The sequence below is a fragment of the Pseudoalteromonas xiamenensis genome (assembly GCF_017638925.1).
In the GTDB taxonomy this organism is placed as follows: domain Bacteria; phylum Pseudomonadota; class Gammaproteobacteria; order Enterobacterales; family Alteromonadaceae; genus Pseudoalteromonas; species Pseudoalteromonas xiamenensis.
Genome location: NZ_CP072135.1, coordinates 627,256 through 647,245 on the forward strand (window position 1 = coordinate 627,256; position 19,990 = coordinate 647,245).

Annotated in this window: 14 protein-coding genes and 3 pseudogenes; 13 read left to right on the forward strand and 4 right to left on the reverse strand. The window is 41.7% G+C overall.

The window, feature by feature from the left end:
* Positions 1–61: 61 nt before the first annotated feature.
* Positions 62–268: a PGPGW domain-containing protein gene (locus J5O05_RS20565; RefSeq protein WP_208844809.1), complete on the forward strand. Its 207-nt coding sequence runs from the start codon at positions 62–64 to the stop codon at positions 266–268.
* Positions 269–305: 37 nt separating this feature from the next.
* Here J5O05_RS20565 and ppsA read toward each other — a convergent pair whose 3' ends face one another.
* A complete protein-coding gene (gene ppsA, locus J5O05_RS20570) occupies positions 306–2,678 on the reverse strand; it encodes a phosphoenolpyruvate synthase (RefSeq protein ID WP_208844810.1) in 2,373 nt (790 codons plus the stop codon).
* Between the two features lie 141 nt (positions 2,679–2,819).
* On the opposite strand from ppsA, the gene ppsR reads away from it, so the two are divergent.
* Positions 2,820–3,629 carry a posphoenolpyruvate synthetase regulatory kinase/phosphorylase PpsR gene (gene ppsR / locus J5O05_RS20575; RefSeq protein WP_208844811.1) on the forward strand — a complete coding sequence of 270 codons (810 nt, stop codon included), beginning with the start codon at positions 2,820–2,822 and terminating at the stop codon, positions 3,627–3,629.
* 25 nt (positions 3,630–3,654) lie between these two features.
* Here the strand turns inward: ppsR and J5O05_RS20580 are convergent, their stop codons facing one another.
* Positions 3,655–5,019 (reverse strand): class II 3-deoxy-7-phosphoheptulonate synthase, encoded by a 1,365-nt coding sequence (locus tag J5O05_RS20580; protein ID WP_208844812.1) that lies wholly within the window; start codon positions 5,017–5,019, stop codon positions 3,655–3,657.
* Between the two features lie 335 nt (positions 5,020–5,354).
* Here J5O05_RS20580 and J5O05_RS20585 point away from each other — a divergent pair, with 335 nt between their 5' ends.
* The gene (locus J5O05_RS20585) at positions 5,355–6,113 is read left to right on the forward strand and encodes a DNA replication terminus site-binding protein (RefSeq protein WP_244370195.1); all 759 of its coding nucleotides are present in this window, start codon (positions 5,355–5,357) and stop codon (positions 6,111–6,113) included.
* 98 nt (positions 6,114–6,211) lie between these two features.
* Here the strand turns inward: J5O05_RS20585 and J5O05_RS20590 are convergent.
* Positions 6,212–7,419, reverse strand: a pseudogene (locus tag J5O05_RS20590) (replication protein A).
* 733 nt (positions 7,420–8,152) lie between these two features.
* Here J5O05_RS20590 and J5O05_RS20595 point away from each other — a divergent pair.
* The 6 genes and pseudogenes from J5O05_RS20595 to J5O05_RS20620 all read left to right on the forward strand — a co-directional run bounded on the left by J5O05_RS20595 (position 8,153) and on the right by J5O05_RS20620 (position 16,391).
* Positions 8,153–9,392: pseudogene (locus J5O05_RS20595) on the forward strand (AAA family ATPase).
* Between the two features lie 12 nt (positions 9,393–9,404).
* A complete protein-coding gene (locus tag J5O05_RS20600) occupies positions 9,405–10,367 on the forward strand; it encodes a transcriptional regulator (RefSeq protein WP_208844813.1) in 963 nt (320 codons plus the stop codon).
* 134 nt (positions 10,368–10,501) lie between these two features.
* Complete coding sequence (locus tag J5O05_RS20605) at positions 10,502–13,627, forward strand: DEAD/DEAH box helicase (RefSeq protein WP_208844814.1); 3,126 nt, start codon at positions 10,502–10,504, stop codon at positions 13,625–13,627.
* A gap of 344 nt (positions 13,628–13,971) precedes the next feature.
* A complete protein-coding gene (locus tag J5O05_RS20610; RefSeq protein WP_208844815.1) occupies positions 13,972–14,178 on the forward strand; it encodes a hypothetical protein in 207 nt (68 codons plus the stop codon).
* A 14-nt stretch (positions 14,179–14,192) separates the two neighbouring features.
* On the forward strand, positions 14,193–14,879 hold the full coding sequence (locus J5O05_RS20615) for a response regulator (protein WP_208844816.1): 687 nt from the start codon (positions 14,193–14,195) through the stop codon (positions 14,877–14,879).
* Positions 14,880–14,962: 83 nt separating this feature from the next.
* A pseudogene (locus J5O05_RS20620) lies at positions 14,963–16,391 on the forward strand (DNA recombination protein RmuC).
* Positions 16,392–16,490: 99 nt separating this feature from the next.
* Here the strand turns inward: J5O05_RS20620 and J5O05_RS20625 are convergent.
* Positions 16,491–17,165: an ArsR/SmtB family transcription factor gene (locus J5O05_RS20625; RefSeq protein ID WP_208844817.1), complete on the reverse strand. Its 675-nt coding sequence runs from the start codon at positions 17,163–17,165 to the stop codon at positions 16,491–16,493.
* A 71-nt stretch (positions 17,166–17,236) separates the two neighbouring features.
* On the opposite strand from J5O05_RS20625, the gene J5O05_RS20630 reads away from it, so the two are divergent.
* The 4 genes from J5O05_RS20630 to J5O05_RS20645 all read left to right on the forward strand — a co-directional run bounded on the left by J5O05_RS20630 (position 17,237) and on the right by J5O05_RS20645 (position 19,776).
* Complete coding sequence (locus J5O05_RS20630; RefSeq protein WP_208844818.1) at positions 17,237–17,593, forward strand: NIPSNAP family protein; 357 nt, start codon at positions 17,237–17,239, stop codon at positions 17,591–17,593.
* Entirely contained in the window at positions 17,590–17,919 is a 330-nt protein-coding gene (locus J5O05_RS20635; protein ID WP_208844819.1) for an antibiotic biosynthesis monooxygenase family protein, read from the forward strand. The genes J5O05_RS20630 and J5O05_RS20635 overlap by 4 nt, the downstream gene beginning before the upstream one ends.
* Positions 17,920–18,552 carry a LysE family translocator gene (locus tag J5O05_RS20640; protein WP_208844820.1) on the forward strand — a complete coding sequence of 211 codons (633 nt, stop codon included), beginning with the start codon at positions 17,920–17,922 and terminating at the stop codon, positions 18,550–18,552.
* Positions 18,553–18,825: 273 nt separating this feature from the next.
* On the forward strand, positions 18,826–19,776 hold the full coding sequence (locus J5O05_RS20645) for an MBL fold metallo-hydrolase (RefSeq protein ID WP_244370117.1): 951 nt from the start codon (positions 18,826–18,828) through the stop codon (positions 19,774–19,776).
* Positions 19,777–19,990: the final 214 nt, after the last annotated feature.

The following is a 19,990-nucleotide window of genomic DNA, read 5'->3' on the forward strand; positions in this document are numbered from 1 at the left end:
TATCGACATGCCAATTGGGGCTAATTTTCCCCTTAGTAAGGCCGTTGCATTGAGGTTGATTATGAAAAAGGCGAAATATTATTTACTGGGGACTTTGTTTATCGTTCTTGCGCTCGTGTTTATTGTGGTGCCAGGGCCTTCTATTTTATTTTTATTGGCTGCACTTGTTTGTTTTTCAATGGTCAATGAAAACGCCAAGCAATATTTAAGAAAAGCGCAAAAAGCATTTAAAGAGGCTAGTATCAAACTAGATAAACGGCTTAAATAAAAATGGCCAACAATGTTGGCCATATTAAATATCGTTTTTACTTAAACTTTTCAGCCAAGTACAACCAAGTTTCAAGAACCGTATCTGGATTTAATGAAACTGAGTCTATGCCTTCATCTACTAGCCAAGCAGCAAAATCTTCATGGTCAGAAGGGCCTTGTCCACAAATACCTACGTATTTGCCTTTCGCTTTAGCCGTTTGAATTGCCATTGAAAGAAGTTTCTTAATTGCAGGATTACGCTCGTCAAACAAATGAGCAATCAATCCTGAATCTCGGTCAAGACCAAGCGTTAATTGCGTTAGGTCATTCGAACCAATTGAGAAACCATCAAAATATTCAAGGAACTCATCAGCTAATAGAGCATTTGAAGGTAGTTCGCACATCATGATGACTTTAAGTCCATTCTCTCCACGTTTTAAACCGTGCTCTTCTAGTAGCTCGATAACACGTGCAGCTTCTTCAAGTGTACGTACAAACGGGATCATGATTTCCACGTTCGTTAAGCCCATTTCGTTACGAACACGTTTAATCGCTTCACACTCAAGTGCAAAACATTCACGGAAGTCTTCAGAAATGTAGCGAGATGCGCCGCGGAAACCAATCATTGGGTTTTCTTCTTCCGGCTCGTACTGATGTCCACCAACTAAATTAGCGTATTCGTTTGACTTGAAATCAGACATACGAACGATTACGCGCTCAGGTGCAAATGCGCAACCTAACGTCGCAATACCTTCTACAAGTTTGCTGACATAAAACTCAACTGGAGACGAATAGCCAGCCATCATGTCGCGAATAGTGTCCTGAAGATCCATATCTTGGGCGTCAAAGTTAATTAACGCTTTTGGATGAACACCAATCATACGGTTAATGATGAACTCAAGACGAGCAAGACCGATACCTGCATGCGGCAGGCGAGCGAAATCGAATGCTCTATCAGGGTTACCTACGTTCATCATAATCTTCATCGGTAGGTCTGGCATTTGGTCAACTCGAGAAGTTAACACATCATACTCGAGTTTACCGTCATAAATATAACCGGTGTCACCCTCAGCACATGAGACAGTTACTAACTGGTTATTTTTAATCAAATCAGTCGCGTTACCACAACCTACTACCGCAGGAATGCCTAATTCACGTGCAATGATTGCAGCGTGACAGGTACGTCCACCGCGATTCGTTACGATTGCGGCTGCACGTTTCATGATAGGTTCCCAGTCTGGGTCTGTCATGTCCGTTACAAGTACGTCACCTTGTTGAACTTTGTCCATTTCATCGATTGAGTTCAACACACGTACAACGCCAGAACCGATTTTGTGTCCAATCGCACGACCTTCAGCAACGACTGTTGAGTGCGCTTTTAATTGGAAACGTTCCATGACGTTGGCATCTTCGTTAGAGCGAACGGTTTCAGGACGCGCTTGAACTATATAAAGTTTGCCGTCGTTACCGTCTTTTGCCCATTCGATGTCCATTGGGCGGCCGTAATGCTTTTCGATGATCACGGCTTGTTTCGCAAGCTCTTGAACTTCTTCGTCTGTTATCGAGAATTGGTTCGACTTAGCAGGCTCAACATCAACGATAGAAACTTGTTTGCCATGCTCTTGATCGTTTGAGTAAATCATTTGAACCGCTTTCGAGCCAATGTTACGGCGAACGACTGCAGGATTGCCTTTAGCGAGAGTCGGTTTGTGGACGTAGAATTCGTCTGGGTTAACAGCACCTTGTACGACCATTTCACCTAGACCAAAAGAGGAGGTAACGAAAACAACATCTTCGAAACCAGATTCCGTATCAATACTGAACATTACGCCTGATGACGCTTTGTCAGAACGTACCATACGTTGTACGCCGGCTGATAAAGCAACGCCACGGTGATCGTAACCTTGGTGTACACGATAAGAAATAGCACGGTCGTTGAATAGTGATGCGAAAACGTGTTTGATTGCAACCATTACGGCGTCAATACCACGAACGTTTAGGAAAGTTTCTTGTTGACCAGCGAAAGAAGCATCTGGCATATCTTCTGCGGTTGCAGAGGAGCGTACTGCGAAGGAGACATCTGTATCAGGATTACCGTGTAGAGTTTGATAAGCTTCACGGATAGCTTGGTCTAGTTCAGGTTGGAAGGGGGTATCTATAATCCATTGTCTTATTTGGGCGCCAACCTTGGCTAATTCATTTACGTCATCTACATCGAGGGTATCTAACGTTGTGTGGATTTTTTCATTTATCCCCGACTGCTCTAGAAACTCATTATAAGCTTCGGCTGTCGTCGCAAATCCACCCGGAACTTGCACACCGGCATTTGCCAGGTTAGATATCATTTCCCCGAGTGATGCATTTTTACCACCCACTCTTGGGACATCATTCATGCCCAATTCTTGGTACCAGAGAACGTAGTCTTGCACGGAACTGTCTCCAAAAACAAATTTTAAATGTGAGAGAAAGGTGACTCTTTTAAAAAAGTCGTGAGCATTCTACACTGGTGGGACATCTGTCGTAAACCTATTGGCTCAAATTCGAAGTCAAAGTAACGTGAAAAAAATCTAATGAGAACTGCTTTTTATATTTCCGATGGCACCGCCATCACGTCAGAAGTGTTTGGACACGCAACACTTTCTTTGTTTCCAACTGAATTTAATCATCGCACGATCCCGTTTGTAGAAACGCCTGAAAAGGCATTAGAGATAAAACGAATCATTGATCAAACTGCCGCAAAGTCGGGTGAACGCCCATTAGTTTTTTTCACGTTTGTGAATCATAAACTTAGTGAAATCATTAGTTCTTCCGATGCGGTGTGTTATGACTTTTTAAGTGTATTTAGTGAACGTATCAAACATGAGCTGAAACTTGAGCCAGTGCCAAAGGTCCACCGTACTCATAGTATGCATGAAAAGAGCTACGATTATCGGATCGATGCGGTAAACTATGCCCTAGCCAATGACGACGGTGCAAATGTTAAAGATTATGAAAAAGCTGACATCATTTTAGTCGGTGTAAGTCGCGACGGGAAAACGCCAACTAGCTTATATCTTGCTCTACAATATGGTATTAAAGCTGCTAACTATCCAATGACGGAAGACGATTTGGAATCTGGTAGTTACCCAAGGTGCTTACTACCCTACAAGCATAAGCTTTTTGGTTTAACGATAAGTCCTGAACGGTTATCGGCTATTCGCGAAGAGAGAATGGCTAACTCTCGTTATGCATCCATACGTCAGTGTCGAATGGAAGTGATGGAAGTCGAACGATTATTTAAGAAAAACAAAACGCCCTTTCTAAATTCAACTTCGTTTTCTATAGAGGAAATTTCGGCAAAGATAATCTCAGAGGCAGGCTTAGAGAGACGTAAATATTAAAAAAGGAGCTTACACTCCTTTTTTATTAACTTGTTCTTGCGTCTTTAAGCAGATCAGCAACTAGGAATCCTAGTTCAAGTACCTGATCAGCATTTAGACGTGGGTCACACTGAGTTCTATAGCGCTGTGCTAGGTCTTCATCAGATAGACCGTATGCACCACCAACGCATTCGGTCACGTGCTGACCAGTCATTTCTAAATGAACGCCACCTGGATATGAGCCTTCCGCTTTATGGACAGCAAAAAACTGGCTAATTTCTTTTAATATATTATCGAAATTACGCGTTTTGTATCCGGTCGTCGCTTTCTCTGTATTACCGTGCATTGGATCTGATGACCAAATTACTTTGCGGCCTTCTTGTTGCACTTTACGGACAAGCGCTGGCAGTTTTTCTGGAAGTATATCAGCACCCATGCGGGTAATAAGCGTTAATCGACCAGGGATGTTTTCAGGGTTGAGCGCATCGATGAGTTCGATAAGCTCATCGGGTTTCATACCCGGGCCAACTTTCACGCCGATAGGGTTTTTAATGCCACGGAAAAACTCGATGTGAGCATGATCTAATTGACGCGTACGTTCGCCAATCCATACAAAGTGCGCAGAACAATCATACCAATCACCGCTTAGGTGGTCGCGTCGAGTGAGTGCTTCTTCGTAGCCTAGAAGTAAAGCTTCATGAGAAGTGTACAGTGACGTTTCTCTTAAGTTTGGCGCGTTGCTGCTTGAAATGCCGCACACTTCCATAAACTCAAGCGCTTCTTGAATTCGGTCCGCGACCTGTTGGAATTTATCCTTTAACGGGTTCGCTGCTACGAAACTCATATTCCATCGATGAACTTGATGTAAATCCGCAAGACCGCCTTGAGCAAATGCCCTGAGTAGGTTCAGTGTTGCAGCGCTATGATGATAGGCTTTCATTAAACGCTGTGGATCTGGAATACGCGCAGCCTCAGTAAAATCAAAACTGTTGATGATGTCGCCGCGGTAAGACGGTAATGCAATACCGTTAATTGTTTCGTAATCAGAAGAACGTGGCTTCGCGTATTGTCCGGCCATTCGAGCGATTTTTACGACAGGACATTTACCGCCATAAGTTAAAACAACCGCCATTTGGAGTATCGTTTTAAACGTATCGCGAATATTTGTTGCGCTGAAATCACCAAACGACTCAGCGCAGTCTCCGCCTTGAAGTAAAAAAGCCTTGCCTTCGCAAACATCGGCCAAACTTTTATAGAGGCTACGTGTTTCTTCAGCGAAAACAAGTGGCGGTGCTGCATTTAGTTCTTTTTCAACAGAGGCAAGTATTGACTTGTCTGGGTATTCAGGCTGCTGAACAATTGGACATTCTCTCCAACTGTTAGGATCCAATTTTTCATTAATTTTCCTCATTCCTAATGTGTATTAACACACATCGAAACTTAACGAATATATCGGTGACAAGCAAGGAAAATAAGGCCTACAAGCGAACACATCTTACATGCAAACGAGGTTTGTGTTGCCTTTGCAACAGTGAACATCAAGAAAAGAGGAGAACACATCATACTGTTTAATCAAAAGATGACGTCTCAGCAATATACACCTGTAAACGAAAAAAATTGACCAAAGAAAAGCGCAATGTATAATTCAGAAACCACCTTATTGTATGATGTGTTCTTATGGATAAATTTAAGCTTTCCGCGGCCTTTAATTATTTAAATGAATGTTTAACGTTACTATGCGAAGAAATGGACTCTGTAGAAATACTGAGCTGTAAATACTTCGAATTGCCAACGACCGAAAAAGGAATGGAAGAAGAGTTATCTGAACGAATCGATGTTTCTACCTATGTGGGTGAACAAGCACTAACAAAATGTTCTAGTGCATTTCGAGATTTGTTCTTAAAGGAAAACCAAAGTGGTAAGGTGATTAAACGCCACCCCGGATTGATTTGCATTAATGACCCTGAAAAAATTATTGAAAATAGACTTAGGCAAATTAATCAGGCTAAGCTCGATTTCAAAAAAATCGTACTTTCCATCAACAATAATGACGCCAGATTTGAACTTGTTCACTCCGCCATTCCAGGTTTAATCACCCTCGCCGCTTATCGACAAATACATTTTGAATCGGACGAACCAAAGTCAGTTCGCTTTACTTGGATGCAAAAGCACGCAACTAAAACGCTTACGAAGGAACAGGCATTAGCACTTTTAGAACGTTCCTCGAATTATTCGAATCCAAGAATGATAGACCAAGCATCTTGGCAAAAATTAGTGGAGTCCGAAAAAGCTAGAGTTCTTTCATTAAAATCTACTGATAAATTGAGAATACGACGACCAACACGAGTGACCCCAGAAGTGAATGTCCGTTTTACCAACACGCATCGATACCACGTTAGTGGAGCCTCTACCATTTTTTGTATTGAATCCAAGCGAAGAAATAAAACTCGGGGACTTAAACGACTTTGTTGCCTCAAAGCCAAACCCAAGAAAAAAGGAATATGATTTTCTTGTAGATAGGATTTATTTGGAAAAAACAGCAGATTAATTATGTTAAAAAGGCCACATTTGTGGCCTTAGTGCAATGAAGCTTTGAAACCTTATTAATCCTTTACTATTTCTTCTAATGTGTCTTCATCGATGACTTCAACGTCTGCGTTTTCCACCTTGAATTTCAATTCGCTTATGGTGTTTGTTAAGCGTTAAAATCTCCTCACAGAATTGTGCAGAAGGATGCATTTCATAGACGTAATCTATGATTTTCCCATTATCATCATCTTTAATATTCGAGATCTCGTATGATGAAATTGCGCCTTTTTCCATAAGATCTTTCATCGTGGTAGTCATGTCTCGACGAAGTGCTTTGAGCTTGTTTTCTGTAATTTCATCGTCATCACCAATAGTGCCATATTTTTCCATAATCGAAATGAGTCGGAAATGGTATGTTTTACCTGGTGCAGCATAACGCCATAGATGATACAAGCGAAGCATCATCCAACGAGAAAGACCACGTTTTAGTTCTTGTGCGCTGTTAAAGTAGTAACCTTTGTACTCGAGATTATCAATCATGTTGTGAACGAAAGCATTCAAACAAGCAACGCATTTGATATTGCCGCCCTGCCCCTTTTTCCCACTAAAATGAAGTGAAGACAAAAAGTTCATATTTGACTCATAAAACGAATCATCAATTTCCGGATTGCGAGTATCAACCGCTGTATATTTAAACGATAACTTTGAACCTTGTAGTGCTTCTAAAGATTCTTTGATTTGCGGATAAGGCATGGACTGACCAACTGCTTTGAGGCTCTTGAGCCAATTCATTCATCGAAAATATCACGGCATATTGAATACCGGACTTAAAATTGATTTTAACAATTTTACCCTTTGAAGCCAGACGAATGAGTGCTCGTTCTACTTTTTCTTCTCTATCCGATGGCCAAACCAAATACTCGACTTCGTCACCTTCTTTCTTACTGCTCACAACTGCGGGCGTAATCTTGATTTCGCCCTCATAAAGCACTCCATCTACCTTTTCAGATATACGTCTAGTGACGATGGTTTTCTTTGGTGCTTCTTCAAGTGGCAACTTTTTGTGACCTGAGCGGACAAATCTACCCCAAAGATCATAATGGTTAAAGGTATTCGAGTAAGCTCTAAGACTTTGTTTCGAATTTTCTAATGTCACTCTGACATCTTTGTTGTCAGTGAACAACGCCAGACTTTCATTATCAATAGCGCTTTCCACCCCGTGGATCTGCCCGCGAAGTGTATCAGGCAAATTTTCAACCGAGATGTTAACCTTACGGCTCATTGTTCCACTTCCTTAAAATATTTGACAGCTAATAACACCACAATCAGCGACAAAAGTTAATGTCTTAAGTTAGTAAAAAACTGATCCGAGCTAAACATATTTTCGAGATCACATTTTTACTAAGTGCAGCTGTTTTCGAGATCAATATTTTACTAAGTAATACGAGTAAGATCTAATTTTTACTAACTTAATGCGCTTATTGAAGTGCATTGCCACCTTTGAATCCCTCAAAATAAGGGGTTTACAAGCCCAGCTGTGGATAACTACGTGTTGAGCTGGTATGGATCGGATCTATACTTAGTGCAGATCCGATCTATATCTACTCTACGTTATCAATTTCAATGGTTCTGTGGATTAAACTTCTGTTTTAGTTAGTAAAATTTGGATCTCAACTTCCTATTTTGTGAGTAATTCTGTGTGTAAATTGTGCACATCTAGTCTCGCATAAATAGGGCTTAGTAATATTCCGATCTGTTTGTATGTAAAGATCTGATCTTTACTTGGTAATTTTACGATCCAACAATTATATACTAAATTCAATAAAAACAATAAGATAAATGCTATTTTCCGTTCTCTAGCCTTTAGTACCTTATATATTAACCATTCTTAAACTAACTTATTATTCTTAAAGTAAGGAAACAATCAAAACTTTTTGTAATGTCCATTAATTTATAGTTTTACAACAAAAGAGATGGACAATATAATAATAGACACTACATCGAGGATATTGTGTATGTCTATCAATAATAAAGCGCTGGCAACGTATCGCCTGTTAAAAGCCACGGCGGAAGTCGCCGAAAAGTCACTTGAAGGAAGAATTCAACATTATCGAGTCTCACTTAAAAACAGAAGATAAAGAGCTTAGAACATACACACAGAAAGCAGCTGCAGACCTACTGGGTTGTAACAACCGAACGTTAAAACGCAGACACGATCAAGGTGACTTTGATGCAATAGACATTAAGAAAGGTGCTAATGGTCATTATGCTTATACGTTAAGTAATATTTTCGAAATGGCTGAAGTTTTGGGTATAAAGCCAGATCACAGGCAACCTTCGGATAAATTGCAAGTGATTGTGATCAACTCTTTGAAAGGTGGCTGTGGTAAAACAACGAGTCTAGTAAATATTGCAGCAGCGCTGGCGACGACAAACATCAAACGTTATCGCATTGGCATTATTGACCTCGATCCTCAAGGTTCTTCGTCTAGTTTTTTCCCAAGCAGTGAGCCTGATCCGATCACCGTTGGCGATCTTATGCGTGATTGCATAGAACTTGATGACGGTGAAACATGGGAATCAGTAGTGAGTCAATCGTTTAGACCTACCCATATTCCAAACATTCGCGTATTACCCTCAGGAATGGATGACTTTTACTTTGAGCATGAAACCGCGACTTTGTTAAAGGAAAGCTCAGGTTATGCTCAAACTCGTCACTACCATAAGCTACTAGAGAAAGTTATTGAACCTATTGAACATGAGTTTGATCTGATCTTAATAGACACTGCTCCGTCATTAAACTTCATGTTTTACAATGCTTTAATGGCTTCAACGGCGATGCTTATTCCCGTTCATCCTGAAGCCGTTGATTTCGATGCAAACAATAAGTATTTAAAGCGATTAGGCGAGATCTACCATACCGTTGCTGCACTCGGCCATCAGGGTTGGGATTTCATGCAATTCGTGGTGACCAATTATGTCAAAGGAAATCACTCTCAACGCGACATAGTAAAGGACGTGAGAAGCGCCTTTGGTCGTCAAGTCATGAGTTATCCGATTAATCATAGCGCTGCAATTACAGCAAGCTCGTCGTCGTTTAACACTATTTTTGACCAAAAAACGTCTGACAGTTTAGCGAGTCGCGAATCATTGATAAAATCACAAGAAAACATTAAAGACGTCGTCGATGAATTAGAAATGTTGATCCGTGCAAACTGGGGTTCAACACAATCTCAACTAGATGAAACGGCGTAAAGGAAGTAGCACGTGGTTAAAAAAAGAAAAAATGACACTAGTATCGATCCTTTTGCGTCTCCTGTTGAAGCGGGTTCGTTAGACGCGTTATTAGAAAAAGTGAATGTTGGCGATGTTATCACGATGCCCTCACCGAGTGACTCAAGCCGTGTCATTCGTTTAAAGTGTGTTGTTATCCCGCATGATCTAATCGAAGCATCAACGACGGTTTATGGCAAAAATAGACGTGTTCAAGCACTTTTGAACGAAAAAGCGGTCTCAGATATTCTTCCTGCAATCAAAGCGGATGGACGTAACTTACACCCAGCTCTTTGTTGGATTAAAGAAGATCAGTGCCTTGTACTTGCAGGGACTCGTCGAAGAAAAGCCTGCCTCATGGCAGGTGCTGATTATGTTGTATTACAGTCGACGGATTTTACTGAAGCGGATGCCGAAGCCTTGGCAGTCTCATCAGATCAATATATCGCACCTAGTTTGTGGGAATTGGGCCAAGCTTATTGCGCTACGCGAGATGCATTAATCGAACAAGGTAAAAAGGGTTCATACCGCGAAATAGCAGCGATTGAAGGTGTATCTCATACTGCTGTCGCTGATTCAATTAAAGCGTATGAAGCCATTCCACAACAAGTATTGGAACTGTATCCAACGGCAAACCACTTAGGTCGAGAAGCTGCTAAAAAGCTCATTGCGGCAATCCAAGAAGACAAAGAAATGTTTGACTTGCTCGTTAATGAAGTAAAAAGCCAATCTTTCTTTAATGAAGACTTGTCTGATGACAAGAAAGCTGTGCTTATTACCAAATATTTGACGACGTTTGATGAAAAAGCAACACGTACAGAGATGTTAGTGAGTAGTGATTTTGTTAAATTACAGCGCAACTTAAAAAGTGGCGATGTTACAATCAAGATAGATAATCGGGTAATGACCGACAAACGCTTGGAACAATTGCAACGTTTGTTAGCTGGTTACAATTAATTTAAGGGGAACTCGTAATGAGTCCTTTTCATGTCCAACCAGTATGAAAAGCCCAGAAAATGCGATAATTTCCCTTTAGCTCAACTCAACAAAGTCATATACTGGCTGGATATTTCATTCGTTACCTCGGGTCAATGTCATCTCAGCTGTCTAAAGAGCAATTATTCGCGTTATTTGCTGAAATTAAGGAAGAACAGGCACAGCAGTTTCCGCTTTCTGAGCGGTTTTTAAAGCAGTTTTTTAATGCTGCACTGCTGACAAAAGCTAAAGAATATCTGAATGACGGTCAGATTAGCTTTCTAGAACATTCTAGTTCGTTTTCAACAATAGACGCCCAAATATTAGGGAACCATGGCAACACGTTCACTCAGCACATTCGTATTCGAATGGTGAAAGGTGAGCCTTCCGTGGAAGCGCAGTGTACTTGCTCTCGAAATTCAAAATGTCGCCACATCGCGGCAGTGTTACTAAAGCTGAAGATAGACAACTCGGGTGGTTTTGGGGAAGAGTTTCTAGTCAACGATTGGTTGAATGAACTCGAAACCATTAGCCTAAACAACACGATCATCGAAGATCAAGTCCTCCTCTTTATTCTTGAAGCTAAGGGCAAAGAGCTTGTTTTACAACCCAAAATGAGTCCTTATCGTCCGGATGGACATTATCCGCTAGGTAGAGCTCTGACTGAGCAACAGCTAAACAGTCAAGTCGTACCCAAAGGATTGCTTGAATCTGATTTCCGTTTGCTCAGTTGGGTTCGTTCACAAAATACACCAGGTAATCTTATTATCAGTGGTGAATGGGGTGTGCATGCCCTCATGCAAATGGCGAGAACAAAACGACTTTTCTTTTCAAGCTCGCGAAATCCCGTCACCGTGAGTCAGGCGAAAAAACTCGATTTAAACTGGCAAGCCTCGAAATCAGATTGGCAACTGGCTTTTACATTAGGTTCTGAACATGCGTGGCAATTGGTGCAAACTGAACCACCTATGTATTTGGACACTCAATTGTCCCAAATAGGCTATGTACAAACCGCGCTGTCTGGAAAACAGCTTGCCCACATGATGAATATGCCGGCGATACCTGACGCGCGCTTAGAGCAAGTTGTCTCGCGATTTCAAAGTATTTTAGGACCGCAAATCGTGCCTGCCCCTAAACATTTGAAAAAGTCTTCTTCGATTGTAAAAGCCACTGATCCTCTCGCTCCAACTTTGATGTTGGACGTAAGCGACGATGAACAGCTTGTGATGACGCTGTCTGTTGCAAAGGCAAAGCAAGTTTTGAAAGACGATTTACAGGCAAAACTCAGCAAATCGGCCGCGCAACTTAAGAGTTTTGGTTTAGTTTTAAGCGACCCCGAAAAGTGGTTGTTTACGCTACCGTTGACAGGGTATACCGCAAGCCATTGGTTTGAGTACGAAGTTAAGCCTCAACTCATCCAACTAGGCTGGAGCATTTTAGGCTCAGGGCCTGAATACAAAGTAAATACCCCTAAAGTTACGCTTGAGCTAAAACGAGACAGTCATCACCATATTCTCGGTAAGGTGAGGTTCGACGGCCAGCTTATTTCTTTACATTGGGATAAGAGTGCTGAGTTGGAAGCGAATCAGTTCGCAAATAAATTCCACTACGTATCACTTGGCGACAAGATCTACGCCATCGCAATGGAAGCGTACAGTGCGTTGCTCGAGCTACAGGACCGATTTAGCTATTACGCCTCAAGTTCTCAGTTCAAGTTCCCGTTATCTTTTGCTCGTTCGCTGATGAATTATTCGGCGGTGAATCCAGATTGCAAAGACAAAGCGCTGCAACGTTATTTAGAGGAATTGAACACACCTCAAAGTGCAGAGCAAGTCGTGCAGAATCTTGGCGAACAAACCTTTAAATTACGTGACTATCAGCAGCAAGGCTTGCATTGGTTAAGTTTCCTCAACCGTCATAAGTTAGGCGGTATTCTTGCCGATGACATGGGCCTTGGTAAAACACTGCAAGTTATCGCGTACTTTATTTCGCAGCACAATATTCTGACAACGAAACCGAGTTTAATCGTGTGCCCAACGAGCTTAGTTGGCAACTGGCAGAGTGAATTTGCGCGTTTCGCTCCTCATCTACCGCTGTTGACCATTCACGGTTCTCAGCGTGAAAAGTATTTCCCTGAACTGGCAAAAGCTCGTTTTATTTTAACAACTTACCCGTTGCTAAAGCGTGACTTAACCCATTATAAAGGGCTGGATTTCGATTCTATTGTACTAGATGAAGCGCAATACATTAAAAATGAGTCAGCGCAAATTTCAAAATGCGTAAAACAGCTGTCCGCGGGTTTTAAACTGTGTTTGAGCGGCACGCCGGTTGAAAACAACTTGCTCGAGCTTAAGTCACTGCTTGATTTTGTTATGCCAGATGTTCTTGGTACCAAACAACAATTCAAACAGTATTTCCAGCTGCCTATTGAACGCGACAACGACCGTGAGCGTGCATCCGAGCTGAAGCAATTGTTAGCACCGTTTATTTTGCGTCGAACGAAAGCTGACGTGGTAAAAGAATTACCAAGTAAGACTGAGTTGGTTAAAGAATTGGAGTTCTCGACAGCGCAATCGGCACTGTACCAAGCTGTGCTGTCGAATCTTGAACTTAAATTGTTGGATCTATTCAGAGAGCAAGGGGTTGAACGCAGTAAACTGGCATTCCTAGACGCCCTGTTGAAATTGCGTCAAATCTGTTGCCACCCAAGTCTTGTCGATGCGAACTCGACTGCCTTGAGTGCGAAATTTGAGTGGCTGGGTCATCACCTACCTATCATGTTGGCTGAAGGCCGTAAGGTTATTATTTTCAGCCAGTTTACGAGTGTTTTGGATCTAATTGCAGCGCAATGCACTAAACAAGGGATCCGCTTTGCTATGCTGACGGGTCAAACCCGTCATCGAGACAAGGTGATCAGTGAATTCACTCAAGGTCACAGTGATGTATTCTTGATAAGCTTAAAAGCTGGCGGTACGGGGTTGAATTTAACTCAAGCAGATACAGTCATTCATTTTGACCCTTGGTGGAATCCAGCGGTCGAAGCGCAAGCTACAGACAGAGCTTATCGAATTGGGCAAGACAAACCCGTGTTTGTCTATAAGCTTATTATGAACAACTCGATAGAACAAAAAGTGTATCAAATGCAAAAGGATAAGCAGGCTTTGGTCGATGCATTGTTCGAGGATAAAAGCATTAGTTTGAGTAAATTCGACGAAAAACAAATGCTTGAGTTATTAAAGTAAGCTGTGAACACAGAGGCGCATTTCGCCTTTTAGTGGCAAGTGGTGCACTTGAATTGATAGTTAAACTGACTGATTTCTGTACGTAATCGAAATAAGTTACAAATTTCTAAAAATAGTTGGAACTTTTCGAACAAAGCCGAAGTCTATAATTATGCTTGTTGAGCAATTGTCAGTAAGCATATGTTGATTTCCCCCTTTTTGATTACGTATTTGTAATGAAGCCGACCAATGTGTCGGCTTTTTATTTGGCTCTTTGTGAATGTTTTTTCAACAAATAAATCCTTTCCATATTTGATCCATATTTATGAATTTAAATTACATCATTGAAATGGAGGAGCGCCATCATGTTACAAATCGAAGCACAAAGGAAAACTACGGAACTGACGTTTATTGAGACAGAATCGTACTTAGATAAACTATTAGTTGAAGAAGTGGCGAATAGTGACGATCTCAAAAGTATCTTAGGTATGTTATTATTTGATGATACGTTATCGTCTCAATTAAAGCGTCAAGTTGAGCGCCAATTAAAACAACTGAAAGGTTGTAATTAAGGTTTAGAAACATCATGAGTCACGTCTTAATTGTGGAAGACGATTTTGATATCGCTGCGCAAGTTAAGTTATTTTTTGAAGCAAGCGGATTTAAAACTACCCATATAGCTGATGGTGCGTTGGTGATTGAGAGTGTTAAGACTCACTCACCGGATGTAGTGCTCCTCGACATCATGTTACCTAATAAAAATGGGGTAGACTGTTTACGCGAAATCCGCACATTCTCGCATGTGCCTGTCGTGATGTTAACTGCCAAAGCAGAAGAGGCAGATCGATTAAAAGGGCTGGAAGTGGGCGCAGATGACTATGTCTGTAAGCCATTTAGTGCCGCTGAGCTTGTCATGCGAGTTAAAGCGATTTTGCGTCGTTGTATGCCTGTTGCGGCTGAATCGACGTCCGTAAATCAAATTGAAGTAGACGAACACGCGTTGACTGTGAATTTATTCGGTAAATCGCTTGGTTTAACAAAAGTTGAATTTGAAGTCTTTGCTTTGCTCTACAAGGCACCGAACAGGGTGTTTTCTCGTCAGCAAATATTGGATTACATTCAGCCGGATAACTTTGATATTTCTGATCGCGTTATCGATAGCCATATCAAAAATATCCGTAAAAAAATCAAGCAACTCGATTGCTGTCCAAAACTTGTCGAGTCGGTCTATGGAGCGGGATACCGTTATAACGCCCAACAGCTGACAGACTAATTCAAAGACACGGGCAATCTCTAGGTCATTTCTCTGAGCTGATGTATTATTCTTAAAAAAGAACAATACATTGGCTGCATTCCATGGAATTTATCACTCTGAATTGGTTATCCATTCTTCTCGGTTCCGGTGTGGGTTTACTCGCCACCTTGCCTTTGTATTTTTCTGTCCGCTCTAATGCAATTTTACTTGGTAAAGAGTTAAAGGTTAGTAAGGATGCACTTACTGAATCTGACGCATTGAATAAAGCACTCTCAGAGCAACTTGGTCAAAGCAAAGAACTTGCCCAGCATTTCAAAACCAAAGCAGAACAACTCGAACAACAAAATCACCAATTGAATGCATATTGGCGCCAATCACAAACAGAAACCAAAGAATCTCAAGCGCTTGCCCAAGAATTAGAGATAGAACTGCACGGCATCCGCAATACCCTCGAAATGAAAGAACAATCTTTCAAAGAACAGCTCGCACAACTTGAAGCGGCGAAAGAGCACTTGAAAAAAGAATTCAGCATACTTGCGAATCAAATCTTTGAAGAGAAATCCGCCAAGTTTACAAACATGAGCCAGCAAAGCATTGAGCAATTATTAAAGCCCGTACAAGGTGAGCTAAAAGGATTTCGCGATAAAATGGAGGCTATCCATAGCGAAGACCTCAAACAACGTGCAGCGCTCAAACAAGAACTGTTGCATTTACAAGCAAACAGTCAAGCAATTACCGAGCAAGCTCATCGACTTACAACAGCACTACAAGGTCAAAAGAAAACCCAAGGAAATTGGGGGGAATTGATGTTGGAAAATGTGTTAGACAGCGCGGGATTACGACTTGGTCAGGATTATGAGCGTGAAGTTCATTTCAATACGGTAGAAGGTAAATATCGTCCAGATGTGATTGTTCACTTACCGCAAGAGCGTCATTTAGTCATTGATGCGAAAACCTCATTTAACGCTTATACACGTTACGTGAATGCAGAAACCGAGGTAGAAGCAAAGCAGGCATTACAGGAACACGTGAATGCGGTTGCGGCTCGGATAAACGAGTTAGCGGATAAAATGTATCAAAGTTTACCCGGGTTAAATTCTCCAGAAGTCGTTATTTTGTTTATGCCTATCGAGTCTGCATTTGTTGAAGCCTTGAAATGCGAACCTACGCTTTACCAGCAAGCGTTAGAGCGCAATATCTTAGTGGCGACCCCCACTACCCTACTCACCAGTTTGAACATTGTTAAACAGCTTTGGCGATTTGAGGCACAAAGCCATTATGCACGTGAGTCTCGCTCAGCGTGCCGAACGTTTTTACAGTAAATTAAATAGTTTCCTGAACAGTATGGAAGGGGTTGGAAAACAGTTGGATAAAGCCAAAGAGAGCTATGAACGCGCATTTTCTCAGCTTTATATGGGGAAAGGTAATCTCATCAAACAGGCTTCCGAATTTAAAGAATTAGGCGTTTCTGTCACCAAAGAGCTACCCGCAGAGAGTCTGGAGAGAGCAAAACTAGAACTCGAGCCATAACTCGGTATTAAGGTCAACGTAATAGACCTCGTTTTGATGATTGGCCGCTTTACACTGATTTTGTGTGACTAAACCTAAACGACCCTTTAGTGAGTCAATTTAGATTCCATACTTGTTTGTAAAGGCTTTAAGGCCCTCTGGCGTGAACTGGATCACTCTAGAGTCCAAATCTTGATTTGCCCACTTGCGATTTAGCACATCATTTAATACCCATTCGCCGAGGCTGCCCGCTAAATGGCTTCGTCTTTCACTCCAATCTAAACACGCCTTGCAAATTGGCCGACGGCTAATTTTAAAGACACTAAAATCAACGCCAATCTTGCTAAAAAACGCCTGTCCTGAAGTTGTTAATGCAAGTTCGGTATTGTTTTCAATGAGCCAGCCGTTGTCTAGCAAAGCATCAAATAGTTTGACGCCTAACTCCCCTGCGAGATGGTCGTAACAAATTCGGGCTTTTCTCAACCTTTCATTTTTAGGGCCTGTGGAAATTCGCGAGGGCGATACCAAAGCGCTGAGATTCAGCATTTGCTCAATAAGTTCAGCGACCTCTGCACTCTTTAACTGAAAATATTTATGACGACCCTGCTTTCGAACGATTAACAGTTCACCTTCAACCAGTTTCATTAGGTGGCTGCTCGCTGTTTGAGGCGTGATGTCTGCTTCAAGGGATAGCTCTGTTGCGGTTAACGCTTTACCACTCATGAGGGCGGTAAGCATTTTTGAGCGGGCTGTATCGCCAAGCAAGTTTCCGATGTAGGCAATGTTTGGTTCCATATATCCCCTCATAGTTCGGTGGCCATCGAAGCATCACACTTGATTGGCACGTAGACTGCCAAAAAACCGAAATGGAGACAACCCGTTTGAAAATAACCTGCTTTATTGAATACCAAATCGACCCGTTCAAATTAGATTGTTTTGAACAATACGCCGATAACTGGAGCAAAATTATTCCCCAATGTGGAGGCGAGTTACTTGGGTATTTTTTACCTCACGAAGGCACTAATAACAAAGCATTCGGCTTAATCAGCTTCGATTCTTTAGCAAATTATGAAAGTTACAGACGCCGATTACATGTGTCTGAACAAGGTCAATGCAATTTTAACTTTGCTCAAACTGAAAGGTTTATTGTGTCTGAAAGGCGCACGTTTTTGCGACCTGTTTTGTCAACGTACCTACAAAGCCCTAAAGGAGAAAACATATGATAGCGGTAATCTTTGAAGTTACGCTCAACGCTGAGGGAAAGACACGCTATTTTGAAATGGCTCAGGCACTTAAAGGAGCGCTCAGTCAGGTTGACGGATTTATTTCTGTAGAACGCTTTCAAAGCCTCTCGGACGCAGATTCGTTTTTGTCTCTATCATTTTGGCAAACCGAAGCGGCTATTTTGCAGTGGAAAGCGCATTTTGAGCACCAACTCGCTCAAGAAAAAGGGAAAAGTGAGCTTTTCAGCAATTACAGGATACGTGTAAGCAATGTTCTTCGTGATTATGGCTATGGCTGTAACGTCACTAATAAAGAAGGAAGTTAAATGAATATCGATCAATACATAACTTACGCAGTGGTTATTGCCGTTCTTTTTCTATCACCTGGGCCATCCGTGTTACTTGCAGTACATAATGGCATGAACCATAGCAAGAAAGTGACCGGATTAGGCGTGCTCGGTAACGTTGCTGCATTTCAACTTTTGTTGATCATAAGTGCGACTGGTTTAGGAACCGTTATGTTGGCACTGAGTGAACTACTCATACTTATTAAAGTGATAGGCGCCACTTATCTATGTTATTTAGGCATAAAGTTATACCGCGCGCCCGTTACTCAGACTAATGCAGATAGCATGCAGTCCTCATTGCATCATCAACCATGGCCGATTTTCAAACAGGCATTTTGGGTTACATTGTTAAATCCAAAAGCATTAATTTTTGTATCAGCGCTTTTGCCTCAATTTATTAGCCCAACTTTAGCGTTAATACCGCAAGTGGTTACGCTATGTGTTGTCAGTGCAGTTATCCATTTTATGATCTATTTTGGCTATGCTGCACTTGCCAGTCAGCTCAAGCAACTCGTAGAGAATGACGAAAAACGTCAACGATTCAATAAAATGAGCGGTTTCACGTTTCTAATATTTGGTGTGGCGATGTTGGGATCTGTTTACATGACTTAGGTGACTGTGATATCGCGTTTAAATACATAGGCGTAGGAGTGGCAGCATAGTTCAAGGTCTCGAATATTGCTGCTGCAACGTTTATTAATCATGGTCTATGAGCACAAAACGGGATTTGAAGCCTTGGCTCTAACACATATCTATTCATGCTTGCTTACACTTTCTCTGCTTTGTTAACTTGAGTTTATTTTGAGCAAAGTGGTAGTTTTGCAGGGACCAAAAAGCTTTTGATACATCCGACTAATAACGACAATAAAAAGGTAGGACTTACGTATGTTAAAACTTTTTCAGTGTATGAGTTTTTTTGTATTTTTGAGCAGTACATTCGTATCGGCGAGCACTTCCCCCACACCACTTAAGTTCTCTGCGACTAAAGTGAGTGACAACGTATACAGTATCGTCGCCCCTTCTTATGGTCGTCCAACAGCGGAAAACCAAGGTTGGAACTCCAATAGCCATTTTATCGTTACAGACAATGGCGTGCTTGTGATTGACACAGGATCGTCTGAGCCAATTGGTCAGGCAATCAAAAGTGCAATTCAAGATGTGACCGATAGACCGATCCGATGGGTAGTGAACTCTCATAGTCATGCGGATCATTGGCTTGGCAATGGTGCATTTAAATCGCCAGATGTGGAGTTTATTTCAACTTCACTCGCGTCACAGACAATGGCACTGGATGGGCCGATTGATGTAAAAGCATTTAAAAAAATGACGAAAGGCGCAACCGGGGAAAGTACGTTGGTATACCCAACATCTATGATTGATAAAACGCATAAACGACAGTTCGGTAATGTGGACGTTGAATTCTACCTTGCTCAAAATGGACATTCGCCAGGCGATATTTATCTGTGGCTGCCGAAACAACGCATTGCATTCAGTGGTGATTTACTGAGCAAAAATTACTTGCCAATTATGACGCCTCGCGGCGACGTGCCGAATCTTATTACTACGTTAAAAGAAATCGAACAGTTAGCACCAGTATCGCTACTTGCAGGGCATGGCGAACGAGTACCGAAACGTGCACTTTCCCGAGACATTGCTTTTTTGACAGCGGCTTGGAAAGGGGTAAAAAATGGTCTTTCGCAGGCTGAAAGTGTAGAAAGCATCGTTAAACGTTTGCAATCCAGTCTTGGGCCTAAGTATCGAGCTGAATATCAAGACTTTGATTCTAGCATTCAATACCTTGTTGAGATGATGGTTGAAAAACAACACCGCGCTTAATTTACTCCTGTTAGATAAGTCGATGCTCTAAAAGTAGGAGCATCGCATTATCGAAATTTGAACATAAAGGCGTATACGCGTCGCCCAGTTGCTAAGTTTGTCTTGGCGTGATCCATGCGTTAATTCATCGTTTTACTCTTCCCTTTCCTACGGGGCTGCCCGACGAGGGAAAGAACCAATTCTTTTTTTATTTATAATAATCAATCGCTTGAAT